This window comes from Streptomyces corynorhini, assembly GCF_003346515.1.
Lineage (GTDB): Bacteria > Actinomycetota > Actinomycetes > Streptomycetales > Streptomycetaceae > Streptomyces > Streptomyces corynorhini.
Window position 1 is genome coordinate 1 of sequence record NZ_QQNA01000044.1, and the last position, 13,139, is coordinate 13,139.

General features: G+C 74.8%; 6 protein-coding genes. 3 read left to right on the forward strand and 3 right to left on the reverse strand.

Annotated elements, in window-relative coordinates; genetic code table 11:
* A partial coding sequence (locus tag DVH02_RS07280; protein ID WP_233518085.1) for a type I polyketide synthase occupies positions 1 to 5,966 on the reverse strand: 5,966 nt, incomplete at its 3' end.
* Between the two features lie 256 nt (positions 5,967 to 6,222).
* Entirely contained in the window at positions 6,223 to 8,913 is a 2,691-nt protein-coding gene (locus DVH02_RS07285) for an AAA family ATPase (RefSeq protein WP_114622873.1), read from the reverse strand.
* 233 nt (positions 8,914 to 9,146) lie between these two features.
* Between DVH02_RS07285 and DVH02_RS07290 the strand changes: the two genes are divergently transcribed.
* Entirely contained in the window at positions 9,147 to 9,569 is a 423-nt protein-coding gene (locus DVH02_RS07290) for a Dabb family protein (RefSeq protein ID WP_114622874.1), read from the forward strand.
* Positions 9,570 to 9,724: 155 nt separating this feature from the next.
* On the opposite strand, the gene DVH02_RS07295 is transcribed toward DVH02_RS07290, so the two are convergent.
* A complete protein-coding gene (locus DVH02_RS07295; RefSeq protein WP_114622875.1) occupies positions 9,725 to 9,880 on the reverse strand; it encodes a hypothetical protein in 156 nt (51 codons plus the stop codon).
* A 336-nt stretch (positions 9,881 to 10,216) separates the two neighbouring features.
* On the opposite strand from DVH02_RS07295, the gene DVH02_RS07300 reads away from it, so the two are divergent.
* Both DVH02_RS07300 and DVH02_RS07305 read left to right on the forward strand, forming a co-directional pair.
* Positions 10,217 to 11,320 (forward strand): LacI family DNA-binding transcriptional regulator, encoded by a 1,104-nt coding sequence (locus tag DVH02_RS07300; protein WP_114622876.1) that lies wholly within the window; start codon positions 10,217 to 10,219, stop codon positions 11,318 to 11,320.
* A 98-nt stretch (positions 11,321 to 11,418) separates the two neighbouring features.
* Positions 11,419 to 13,029: an FAD-dependent oxidoreductase gene (locus tag DVH02_RS07305; RefSeq protein WP_114622877.1), complete on the forward strand. Its 1,611-nt coding sequence runs from the start codon at positions 11,419 to 11,421 to the stop codon at positions 13,027 to 13,029.
* Positions 13,030 to 13,139 lie beyond the last annotated feature (110 nt).

The window sequence follows — 13,139 nt, forward strand, 5'->3', positions numbered from 1 at the left end:
GCGGCCGGGGCGGCGGGCGCGCTCCGGTCCGGCCGCGTCCGGACGGGAGACCCCAGCCCCGTGTCGGCGACCGGGCCGAGGTTCACCGACAACCACGGCCGCCCCGCCAGCCGTTCGGCTCCGGCGAAGGAGTCGAGGAAGGCGTTGGCGGCCGCGTAGGCGCCAAGTCCCCCGGCCAGTCCCGGCAGTACGGAGGACACGGAGGAGAACGCCACGCACAGCGCGGGGCTCCGGCCGTGCCGGTCGAGGGTCCGCGCCAGCAGCACGGTGCCGAGCGTCTTCGCGCCCAGCGCCTCCATCGTGTCCTCCGGCTTCGTTCCCCGCAGGCTGCCGGGGCGCACCACTCCGGCCGCGTGGAAGACGGCGTCCGGCGTCGTGGGCAGCGCGGCGACGAGTGCCTCGACGTCGTCGCGGGAGGTGAGGTCGGCCCGGTGGTAGTGCGCGTCGGCGCCGAGCGCGGTGAGTTCCGCCAGCAGGCCCGCGGGCGGCCGCGCGGAGCGCCCGGTGAGCCGGAGCACCGGCCTGCCCCGGCCCGCGAACTCCCGGGCCAGCGCGGATCCGAGACCGCCACCGCCGCCCGTGATCAGGAAGGTCCCGTCGGCGGGCAGCCGGTCCGGGACAGCGGGCAGGTCGGCCGCCCGCGCCGCCACGGTCCGCACCAGCCGCTGTCCGCCGCGCCAGGCGACGGGTCCGGCCGCCTGCGCCGCCGTCGCCTCGGCGAGGACGGCCAGGAGCCGCTGCCCCGCGCCGTCGAGGGAGCAGAGGTCGACCCAGTTGGCCACCACCGCGTCGGACTCGGACGGCACGGCCAGGGTCAGACCGCCCAGCACGGCCTGTACCGGGTCGGGCCGTTCACGGCCCGACCCCGTGGTGTGTACGTCCTCGGTCACGACGAGCAGCCGGCCGGAGCCGGTCCGGTCGACAAGGGCGAGAGCCGTGTGGAACTCCGCGACCAGCTCGCGCTGGAGCCGGTCGATGTCCGCGGCGGCGGCGCGGCCGGCGGGCCCGGCGAGCAGAACCACTGCCCGCGGAGGGGAGTCGGGGGACTCGGTGGTCCGTACGCCCTGTTCCGCGAGCCGTTGTGTCAGGTCGTACACGGCGGCCCGGTCCGGGCCGGTCACCAGTACCGGTCCACCGGCTCCCGGCGGCAGGGGCGCCGCCCGCCAGACGACGCGGTGCAGGAGGGTGTGTGCGGGCCGCGTCTCGTGCGGCCAGTGGCGGCGCCGCTGGTAGGGGTAGGGCGGCAGCGTGACCCGCCGGTGTCCCGCGTCCGGTTCCGTACGGTCCAGTCGCGCGCCCCTGGCCCACAGGCGCGCCACCGTCTCCAGCAGCTCCCGCCCCCCGCCGGGGGCGGCGTCCGGGCCGGTCCCGGAACGCCCGGGTGCCACGGGGGCGGAGAGCACGACGACGTCTCCGCCGCCGCGCGCCGTGTCCGTGTCCGGGGCCGTGTCCGGGGCCGTGTCCGTGTCCGGGGCCGTGTCCGTGTCCGGGGCCGTGTCCGGGGCCCGGTCCGTGTCCGTGTCCTGAGCGCGACCGCCCGCACCGGGGCTCCGGCGGCGGGCCGCCGCGGCCCGTACGGAACCGGCCAGGGTCTGCCACGGGCCCAGCTCCACGAACGTGTCGTACCCCTCGTCGAGCAGTCGCTCCACGGCCCGTCCGAACAGCACCGGCCGCAGGGCGTGCGCGCGCAGGTGGTCCGGGTCCATGGGCGGCCGCCACTCGGCGGTGAGCGTGCTCATCACCGGGATCAGGGGAGCCCTGACGTCCAGCGCGCCCGCCGCGTCCGCCAGCGCCTGGGCGATCGGCTCCATCAGCGGCGAGTGGAAGGCGCGCGAGACCTCCAGCGCGCGTACGCCCGCCCCGCGCGCGGCGAGCTTCCGCGCCGCCTGCCCGACCGCGCCGGGGCTGCCGGAGAGCACCAACCGGCCGGGGCCGTTGTACGCCGCGACCGCCAGCTCCCCGGGGGCCGCGGAGACCAGGGCCGCGACGTCCTCCTCGGCCGCTCCCCGTACCGCCACCATCGCGCCCTGCGGGGTGGACTCCCCCATGAGCCGCCCGCGCCGCGCCGCCAGCGTCAGCGTGTCGGCGAACGACAGCGCTCCGCCGACACAGGCGGCGGCCAGTTCCCCGACACTGTGCCCGACCAGCGCGTCCGGCCGTACGCCCCAGGCCAGCAACTGCCGGGCGAGCGCCACGCCGTGGGCCACCAGCAGCGGCTGTGCCACCTCCGTGGCGGCCTGGTCCCGCGCGTCCACGTCGGCGTCGACGCACCAGGCGGTCAGCTCGCGTCCGCGCACCGCGCCGATGTGGGCGGACGCCTCTTTGAGGGTGGCGCGGTAGACCGGCGCCGTCGCGTACAGCGCCCGCCCCTGGCCCGGTCGCAGCGCGCCCTGGCCGGGGAAGACGAGGACGGTGCGCGGCCGGTGCGTCACCGTCGCGGCGACCGCTCCCGGCGGCCGTCCGGCGCCGGGGGCGGTGGCCGCGCGCAGGCGTTCCCGCAGATCGCCGTCGGCGACGACGGCGAGCCGGTGGTCCCCCTCGTCGCGGGCGGTGGCCGCCGCCCGGCACACCGCGCCCTCGTCCAGCTCCGGGTGGTCGTCCAGATGGCCCAGCAGCCGGGACGCCCAGGCTTCCAGACCGGCCGCGCCACGCGCCGACAGCCTCAGCAGGTGCGGGCCGTCCTCGCCACGCGGCTCGCGCGCCTCGGGCGGCGGCGCCTGCTCCAGCACCGCGTGCGCGTTCGTGCCGCCGAAGCCGAAGGCGTTGACACCGGCACGGCGGGGGCCGGACGACGGCCAGGCGCACACCTCGGTGACCAGGGCGAATCCGGACCGCTCGACGGCGGGCGACGGCGGCGTGTGGTGCGGTGAGGCAGGCAGCCGGCCGTGCCCGAGCGCCAGCACCACCTTCACCAGCGAGGGCAGCGCGGAGGCGTTGAGCAGGTGCCCGACATTCGACTTCACCGAGCCGAGCAGCCGCGGCCGGCCGTCCGCGTGTGCCGGGAAGGCGTGGGCCAGGGACCGCAGTTCGATGGGGTCGCCGACGGCCGTTCCCGTCCCGTGCGCCTCGACGTAGGTCACGGAAGCCGGGTCGACACCGCAGATCTCGTACGCGCGGCTGATCACCTCGCGCTGTCTCAGCGGGTTGGGTGCCAGGAGGCTCAGCGACGTACCGTCGTTGTTGACCGCCGTGCCCCGCACGACGGCGAGCACCTCGTCGCCGTCCCTGCGGGTGTCGGCCAGGCTGCGCAGCACCAGGGCGGCCCCGCCCTCACCGGGGACGAACCCGTCGGCGTCCGCGCCGAAGGCACGGCCGCGCCCGGTGGGCGACAGGGCCCGTGCCGCCTCCAGGGCCCGGTGGGCGTCGGCGGTGAGATGGAGATTGACGCCGCCCACGACGGCGATGTCGCACTCGCCGTCCCCGAGGCTGCGGCGGGCCAGGTGCAGCGCGACCAGCCCCGATGAGCACGCGGTGTCCACGGCGAGGGCCGGGCCGTCCAGGTCCAGGCAGTGGGAGACCCGGGCGGCGACGAGGTTGGGGAGGTTGCCCGTCAGCGTCGTCGCGGACGGTGGTACGGCGGGAGAGGCATCGGCGAGGATCTGCCGGTACCCGCTCTCCCCGACGGCGGCGAAGACACCGATCCGCAGGCCGCGGCGGCGGGGTCCGGCGTAACCGGCGCGTTCCAGGGCCTCGTGGGCGAGTTCGAGGAAGATCCGGGCCTGCGGGTCGAGGGTGCGGGCCTCCTCGTCGCCGATGCCGAAGTGCTCGGCGTCGAAGGCGGCCACGTCGTCCAGGAAGGCGCCCCGACGGCCGCCCGTGGCCGCCTCGGCGGCGCCCCAACGGTCCGGTGGCACGTCGGTGACGGCGTCGCGACCGGCCGTCAGCAGCTCCCAGAACTCCTCGGGTGTGCTCGCGCCCGGGAACCGGCAGGCCATCGCGACGACCGCCGTCGCGGACGCGTCCCGTGCGGAGGGCGGTGGTACCGGCTCGTTCGCGGCGGGTCGGCGCGCGGCCGTGTCCCCCTCCTCGGTGGCCAGCAGCTGGCCGGTGAGCGCGGCGACGGTGTCGTCGCGCATCACGGCGGGGCTCAGTGCGACTCCCAGGGCCTGTTCCAGCTCGGCGAGGGCCTCCATGGCCTTCAGCGAGGTGCCGCCCAGCTCGGCGAAGCGCTCCCGGTCCCCGAAGGACGCCTCGGGCACGTTCAGCACCCGGGCCCAGACGTCGCGCACCACCCGCCGCACATCGCCGTACGAGCGCGGTGTCGCGGCCGGTCGCTCCCCGGGCCGGGCCGCCGCTCGCCGCCGCTCAGGACCGGCCGTCGGCAGGGCCGGTACGGGGTCGGCCGGGCCCCCGGACGACACGGCGGACGCGTACGCCCCTTCCTCGAAGCGCGTCCGCATCCGGTGCCGGCGCACCTTGCCGCTCGTGGTCCGGGTGAAGGCCGAAGGCGGCAGCGCGAGCACCCGTACGTCGTCGTGTCCCAGGGCGGTGCGCACCCGCCGCGCGACCCCCGCCAGGACCCCGGCCGCACCGGTCGGCGGCCGGGCCCAGGGCACGAGGACCACCACCCGCTCGCCGCCGGTCACCGGGTCCGTGGAGCCGACCACCACCGGGCTGCCCGGCGGCAGCCCGGGGCTCGTCCGCGCGACCTCCTCCATGTCGGGGGCGTGGAAGGTGCGGCCGTTGAGGAAGAGGACATCCTTGTGCCGCCCGCTGACGCACAACCGGCCGTCGCGCAGGAACCCCAGGTCCCCGGTCCGCAGCCAGCCGCCGGAGAAGGAGAGCGCCGTCGTCTCCGGCAGGCCGTGGTACCCGCGGGCGATCTGCGGGCCCCGCACCTCGATGTGCCCCACCCGCCGGTCGCCCAGCGGTCGCCGGGAGTCGTCGGTGATCCGGACCGTGCAGCCGGGCACCGGCGGGCCGACGTCCATCACCTCCACGGCGTCACCGCCCGCCGCGCACTCCACGGCCGTGCCCCGGCCGAGCGCCGCCCGTTCCAGGGCGACCGGCACCGCCACTTCGCCGAGGGGCGGGAAGGTGACGGCCAGGGTCGCCTCGGCCAGTCCGTACACGGGGACCGTCGCCGCCGGATCCAGCCGGGCCGGCCGCGTCTTGGCCGCGAACTCACGCCACACCGTCGCGGAGATCGGTTCGGCCCCCACCAGGATCAGCCGTACGGCGCTGAGGTCGAGTCCGGCCAGTACCGGGTCGGGAACACGGCGGACGGCCAGCGCGAGCGCGAAGTTGGCGGCCGACAGGACCGTGGCCCGGTGCCTCGCCGCCACCTCGAACCACAGGGCCGGGTTCTTCGCGAACGACAGGGGAGCCATCTTCACCTGTTTCGACCGCGCGGCCAACGGTGCCAGATGAGTACCGATGAGGCCCATGTCGTGGAAGTACGGCATCCAGCTGACCACGACATCGCGATCGGACAGGGCAGAGGCCCCGACGATCTGCCGCAGATTGGCCACCACGGCCGCGTGGGTCACCTCCACGCCCTTCGGAGATCCGGTGCTGCCGGACGAGAACTGCAGGAACGCCAACGCGTCGGGCGACGGCACGGCGGGCACGGCCGGGGTGCGGCACTCCCGCAACGTCTCCAGGCGCAACACCTCGACGTCCGCGGGCAGTTCGCCGACCACCGTCACACCAGCGTCGACCACGACGGGCGGGCGGCCGAGGTGCTCCCACACCGGAGCGACCCGCCGCGCGTCGGGTGCCAGCGGCACCGGGACCAGACCGGCCGCCAGCGCGCCCCAGAACATCGGCTGGAAGTTCTCGCCGCGCTCCGCGAGCAGCGGCACACAGGTACCGGGGGCGACCCCCGCGTCGCGGAAGCCGCCCGCGACGCGCAAGGACTCGTCGAGGAGCTGCCGGAAGGTGACCGCCGACTCGCCGCCGTCCCCTCGGACATGCACCAGGACCTGTGCGGGGGCCAGGCGGACCGCGTCCAGCAGTACGTCCAGGAGCGTTTCGCGAGCCGCGGGTCCGCCCTCGGCCGCTCCGGGGCAACTGGCCCCCCGGCCACCGTTGTTGTGCGCCGCGATATGCCGCTGCTCGCCGTCAGGCCCCACGAAACCGCTCCTCAGCCGGGTACGAACGGCACTTCGGCAGCGCCGCTACGATGATCCTCGACGCCGGTCCTTCCGTCGTGCATGAGTACGGGTACTCACCTTGGCCCGCTCGGCAATTCCGTGCCGGGGGCACGCGGCGGCCCCGCCTTCAGCCGCCGAGGCCCGGATGGTCCCTGAGCTGTCTGCGGGAGGAGATGCCGAGCTTGCGGAATATGTTGCGCAGGTGGGCGTCGATGGTGCGGGGGCTGAGGAACAGCCGGGCGGCGACCTCCTTGGACGTCGCCCCGGTGGTGACGAGCCGTGCGATGTACACCTCCTGCGCGGTGAGCCGGTCGTAGGCGGCCCCGGACCGGCCCTGGGCCTTCTCGCCGGTGGCGCGCAGTTCGTCGGCGGCACGCCGGGCGAACGCCTCGACGCCCGCCCCGGACAGCAGCTCGTGGGCGGTGCGCAGATGCGGACGGCAGTCGCGCCTGCGGCCCTCGCGCCGCAGCCACTCCCCGTACAGCAGATGGGCCCTGGCCCGGTAGGGGACCATGGGGCTCTCTTCGAGGTACTCGATGGCTTCCCGGTAGTGATCCTCGACACCGGTCACCAGCCCGCGTGCGTACGCGGCGATGCCCAGGCCCGAGGAGGTGCCGCTGGCCGCGGTGCGCTCGGTCAGCGATTCCAGGGCGGTGGCGGCGGCGTCGGGCTCCCCGCACCGGACGGCCGCCTCCACCAGCTCGGGCAGGGAGATCCCGGCGAGGAAGAGGTCGCCGTGCGCGGTGGCCCGCCGGGCGGCGGCCAGTGCGGCCGGGTACTCCGCCAGTCCGTTGTGGAGCAGGGCCGCCGCCCAGTGGGTGTTGGCGATCAGCTGCCCGGCACCGCGCTCCCCGGCCGCCGCGGTGACCGTCTCGAACAGTTCGAGCGCCTCTTCTCGGCGGCCCCGCATCGCCGCCAGTTGCAGCCGGTGGTACGTCACCGGGGGCGCGTCGATCGCGTCGGCGATCGCCTCCTCCTCTGCGACCGCCTCCATCGCCTGCCCGAGGTCGCCGGAGAGCACGGCGCAGGACGTCGTCTGGGCGAGCCCCAGACGCAGCAGGAGGGGTGAACCGGACTCGCGGCCGGTCTTCATCAGCCACTCCGTGATCGCCGCATGGGTGAGCGGGTCCCACAGCTCCGAGGCGAGCAGCACGGCGAGCGCGGGCCGCCGGGTCCACAGGGGAGTGTCATCGCCGTCGAGAGCGCTCCGCAGCAGGGGCACCCCGGCCCGGTGCCCGTCCGATTCGAGCCGGATCAGGGCATCCAGGACGTCAGGGGAACGGGGTGCCGGCGAGGCGGACCGTGCCGCCGCCAGGACCATGTCCATCACGCCGGTGGCCCGGCCGACGACCAGGCTCATCTCCAGCGCGTCCAGGAAGCACTCGCGTGACCACTCCGGGTCGAGCCCGGCGAGCCGCTGGGCGGCGCGCAGCATGAACACGGGGCCGTGGCCGTCGTTGTGGCTCACGAAGGCGATCTGTCCACGCAGCAGATCGACCCTGGCGCGCTGGTACTCGTCCAGTGCCGCGTTCGCCACGGTCGTGAGCAGCTCCGCCGCCGTGCCGTTGATACCGGCGTCGAGTTTGGCCCGTACGGCGGCGAGCGTCCTCTCGGTCCGCGCGGCGCCGTCCAGCGACAGCTCCGCCGCGCGTTCGAGAAACGCCGCCGCGGCGGCCACACCGCCGCGTGTCTCGGCGCGGGTGGCGGAGCGCTCCAGCTCGGCGGCGACCTCGTCGTCGGGGCCCGTACTGGCCTGCGCGCGGTGCCAGGCCCGCCGGTCCGGGTCCGTCACCGGATCGGTGACCTCGGCCAGCGCGCGGTGGGCGGTACGGCGCTCTTCCGCCGCCGCGGCCCGGTAGACCGCGGACCGGGCCAGCGGGTGGCAGAAGCTGACGCGGGTGGAGAACTCGATCAGCCCGGTGGCGGTCGCGTCCGCGCCGGCCGCCCGGATGTCGAGACCCAGCCGCCGCGCCGCGGGCCACAGCAGCCCGGGATCGCCGATCGGGTCGGCGCTCGCGACGGTCAGCAGCGACCGCGCGCCGTCGGACAGACCGCTCAGCCGGTCCCGGAAACTGCGCTCGATCCTGGACGGTACCGAGGAGGCGTCCGGCGGCGCGAACCCTCCGGCTCGGGGCAGTTCGAGCAGGGCCAGCGGGTTTCCCCGCGCCTCCGCCATGATCCGCTGGCGCACCTGCTCGTCCAGCGGCACGTGGCTTCTCGCCGCCAGGAACGCCCGCGCGTCGGCGTCGCCCAGCCCGCCGACGAAGAGGCCGGGCAGGTCGTCCAGTTCGCCCGCCGTGTGAGGGAGCCGGGCGGCGAACACCATGGCGACGGATTCGCAGCCGACGCGCCGGGCGAGGAAGGCCAGTACCTTCGCCGACGCCGTGTCCAGCCAGTGGCAGTCGTCGATCAGGCACAGCAGCGGGCGCTCGCGGGTCGCGCACGACAGCAGTTCCAGGGCGGCCGCTCCGATACGCAGGACGTCGGGAGCGCCGGTGGACAGTCCGAAGGCGTTCCGCAGGATCTCGCCCTGCCGCGCGGGCAGTTCGGCGAGACGCGGCAGGATCGGCACGCAGAGCTGGTGCAGCGCGGCGAACGGCAGCTCACTCTCGTACTGCGACCCGCAGGCCCGGACCACCCCGAATCCGGTGGCCGCCCGCACGGCGCCGTCCAGCAGCGCGCTCTTGCCGATACCCGCCTCACCCCGCAGCACCAGCGCGCCGCCCCGGCCCGCGCGCGCGGCGCCGGTCAGCTCGTCGATGCGCCTGGTCTCGTCCTGTCTGCCGATGAGTTGGCCGGAAGTCTGCGCCGAAGTCATGCGCCTACGTTAGGCCCTGCCATGTGGATCACGCCGGGCTCGCGGGCCCTGGTGCCGCTCCCCGATCCGGCCCGACCAGACGAAAGACCTGGGCGAGGCGCGGGCGCGCGCAGCGGGCGCGTGCCGGTGGCCGCATAGGCGGCCTTCACCGACGCGAGCGGGCGCGCGTCCGTACGAGGCTGGCCGCTCGACCTCGTCATGCCCCAACACGGCGCAACCGAAAGAGGATCCCGATGATCTACCACGGCAACCGGATCAAGCTGAAGGAAGGCATCAGCCAGGAGCAGATCGAGCAGGCTCTGGAGATCATCCATGAGCAGGGCCGGACCATCCCCGCCGTGAAGTCGTACTTCGTCGGCCGCGAGTACGGCGGCGCGTTCGAGTGGAACGCGTTCTTCGTCCTGGAGGACCTGGAAGCCTACGAGGAGTACCTGAACCACCCGGCCCACACCGCGTCGGAACGGTTCGCGCTCCCCTTGCTGGAGAAGTTCGAGGCGTACGACATCACGGACGATCCCGACCCCGGGTTCGGCGCCGAGGTCGCGCGGCTGCAGCGGCGGCACTACGCCGCCGACCCGGAGTTGGTGCGCCTGGTCTCGGCGCTCCCCTCCCACACGGGCAGCAGCGCCCTCCCGGACCTCGCCCCCGAGGTGTGACGGCGGGCCTTGCCGCCGCACAGCGGCGCCCCGGCCACCGGGGCGGGTGACACGCGGGAGGGGGCGTGGGCCGATGACGGCCCACGCCCCCTGGTCGTCCGGAGCGTCTCGTATCCGTGAGGGCTCGCGCGGCGCGCGTCCCGCGGACGGAGTGTCTAGAAGAAGTGTTTGCGTCCGGCGACCTGGCGTCCCGTCGCGCCCAGGATCCACAGGACCGCACCCACCACAACGAGTACACCGCCGACGGTCGTCAGCAGCGAGACACCGGCCAACAGGCCGATGATGAGCAGAATGGCACCAAGGACAATCATTTCGAATCCGATCTTCGCGTCTCTTCGGTGCTGCGAGCGTTCGATTCGTCGGCTCACAACACCCTCATCCCGCCCGCCGCACAGCGCGGCCCGGGTGAAATCCCGGCCGTCCGCGCCCTGGGCGGTGACTGGATCCCTGTCGTGCTCCCTCCGTCTGCCCCGGTCCCGGGGACCCATGCGTGGCGAAGGCCCACGAGCGAGAAAGTCCCGTCCGGCCCCTTGACGTGAGCCCGCCCGAGGTCGAAAGTGCTCAGTAATGCGCATTACTAATACGCATTAACGATCGTTGGCGGTCATCGGGCAGCCATCGAGCGGTCATCCCGAGAAGGAGTGCCGGTGGAGGAGCCACGCAAGCGAGCCAGGCCGGGACGCGCCCCCGCGCCCCCGGGCGGGCGGACCTCACGGCCGCGACAGGCCGAGGTCGCGGGGCTGGCCGGGGTCTCGCAGGCGACGGTCTCGCTGGTGCTCGGCGGGAAGAAGCAGGGGGTGGCGATCTCGGCGGAGACCCGGCAGAAGGTGCTCGAAGCCGCTCACCGCCTGGGCTACGTGCCCGACCCGGCGGCCCGCAGACTCGCCGCCGCGCGCAATGACCTGCTCGGCGTCTTCAGCTTCACCGCGACCTTCCCCACGGACGTGCGGCACTCGTACTACCCCTTCCTGGTCGGCGTGGAGCGGGAGGCCGCCGCGCGCGGCTACGACCTCGTGCTCTTCACCGGGTCCAGCTCCGGCGGCGCCGGAGCGGGCGGGCCCGAGGCGCTCAGCCGGGTCAGGCTCGCCGACGGCTGTCTCTTCCTGGGGCGCCATGTGCCCACCGAGGAGCTGCGGCGCCTGGTCACCGACGGTTTTCCCGTCGTCCATGTGGGCCGCAGGGACGAGCTGGAGGGGCTGGCCTGGGTGGGCGCCGACTACGTGAGCGCGAGCCACGAGGTCGTCACCCGGCTCGCCGCGCTCGGCCACCGGCGCCTCGTGCTGGTCCGCGAGGACGACGAGGCGCCCGCCTCCACCGACCGTGAGCACGGCTTCCTGAAGGGGCTGGAGAGCGCGGGGCTGCCCGCGGGGCCCGAGGCGGTCTTCCGCACCGCCGCCCCCGAGAGCACGCTCACCCCCGAGCGGCTGCGGCGGTGGCTCGACGAGGGTGTCACCGCCCTCGTGGCCGAGGAGACCGACACCGGCGGCCCGTGGCGCGCGCTGCGCGCCGCCGTACGGGAAGCCGGTCTCGACTGCCCCGGCGAGCTGAGCCTCGCCCTGCTCGGCAGCCCGCCCGCCGACCTCGCGGCGGAAGCGGTCCCCACGGGCTTCGACATCCCGAGGCCCCAGCTCGGCGCGGCCGCCGTACGGCTGCTCGCCGCCCTGGTCGCCGGGGAGGACGCCGAGGAACCGCTCGTCGTCTGCGCCTTCAGGCCCGGCGCCACGGCGGGACCGCCGCCGCACCGCCCCTGACCCGTACGACCGCGCCACCACGCACCACCACGCACCGCCCGCGTCACCGGGCACCGCAAACGCACCACAACGCACCACAACGCACCACAAGGAGAACCGTGATCAGCCAACCCGACATCCTCGTCGTCGGCGGTGGACTCGGCGGTGTCGCCGCCGCCCTCGCCGCCTGCCGTGCCGGCCGTACGGTCGTCCTCACCGAGGAGACCGACTGGATCGGGGGCCAGCTCACCTCGCAGGCCGTCCCGCCGGACGAGCACCCCTGGGTCGAACAGTTCGGCGTCACCGCCTCCTACCGGGCGCTGCGCGAGGCGATCCGCGGCTACTACCGCGACTGGTACCCGCTGCGCGCCGAGGCCGCCGCGCTGCCCACGCTCAACCCCGGTGCCGGCCGGGTCAGCAAGCTGTGCGCCGAGCCCCGGGTGGCGCTCGCCGCGCTGGAGGGGCTGCTCGCGCCGCACCGTGCCGCCGGCCGGCTGACCCTGCTCACCGAGCACCGCCCGGTGGCCGCCGACTCCGACGGCGACACCGTGCGGTCCGTCACGCTGGAGGACCTGCGCGGTGGCGGGCGGCGCACCTTCACCGCCCCGTACGTCCTCGACGCCACCGAGACGGGCGAGCTGCTGGAGCTGGCCGGTGTCGAGTACGCGCTCGGCGCCGAGTCCCGCGCCGAGTTCGGCGAGCCGCACGCCCCCGAGCAGGCCGATCCGCTCAACCAGCAGGGCATCACCTTCTGCTTCGCGCTCTCCCACCACGAGGGCGAGGACCACACGATAGAGAAGCCCGCCGACTACGACTTCTGGCGCTCCTACACACCGGAGTTCTGGCCCGGCCCGCTGCTCGGCTTCCTGGCCCCGGACCCGCGTTCGCTGGAGGCGGTGCCGCGTACGTTCGTACCGAACCCGGACGTCGACCCGCTCGCCGTCAGCGCGGACCAGTCCGCCGACGCGGGCGACAAGGAACTCTTCGGCTTCCGCCGCATCCTCGCCCGCAAACTCCACCGGGACGGCGCCTTCGACTCCGACATCACGCTCGTCAACTGGCCCCTCAACGACTACTGGCTCAAGCCCCTCATCGGCGCCGGCGAGCAGACCGCGGCCGAAGCGGTCCGCGAGGCCAAGCAGTTGTCGCTGTCCGTCCTGTACTGGCTGCAGACCGAGGCCCCCCGCCCCGACGGCGGCACCGGCTTCCCCGGGCTGCGGCCGCGGCCCGACGTGATGGGCAGCGAGGACGGTCTCGCCAAGGCGCCCTACGTGCGCGAATCCCGCCGGATCAAGGCCGTCACGACCGTCACGGAACAGGACGTGGCGATCGACCTCGTCGGTCCCACCGGCGGCACCCGCCACCGCGACGCGGTCGGCGTCGGCAGCTACCGCATCGACCTGCACCCCTCGACCGGCGGCGACAACTACATCGACATCGGCTCCGTGCCCTTCGAGATCCCGCTCGGCGCGCTGATCCCGCGCCGCACCCGCAATCTGCTGCCCGCCGGAAAGAACATCGGCACGACCCACATCACCAACGGCTGCTACCGGCTGCACCCGGTGGAGTGGAACATCGGCGAGGTCGCGGGGGCGCTCGCCGCCCACTGCCTCGACGAGGGCGTCGAACCGCGCGAGGTACAGGCCGAGGAGAAGCGGTTCGAGACCTTCGCCGCGCTGCTCGACCGGGCCGGAGTCGAACGCCACTGGCCGCGGGTGCGCGGCTACTGACCCCACCGGAGACCGGCAGAGCAGCACGGCGCGCCCGGTCTCCCGAGGGCGGGACGGCCGGACGGGAGCAGCTCCACCTGCCCCGTCCGGCCCACCGCCCGCGTACGCGC

What these genes read in the sequence shown, in the direction of transcription:
- DVH02_RS07285 (WP_114622873.1), bottom strand. Translation starts at nt 8,913, where the DNA reads ATGACTTCGGCGCAGACTTCCGGCCAACTCATCGGCAGACAGGACGAG.
- DVH02_RS07290 (WP_114622874.1), top strand. Translation starts at nt 9,147, where the DNA reads ATGATCTACCACGGCAACCGGATCAAGCTGAAGGAAGGCATCAGCCAG.
- DVH02_RS07295 (WP_114622875.1), bottom strand. Translation starts at nt 9,880, where the DNA reads ATGATTGTCCTTGGTGCCATTCTGCTCATCATCGGCCTGTTGGCCGGT.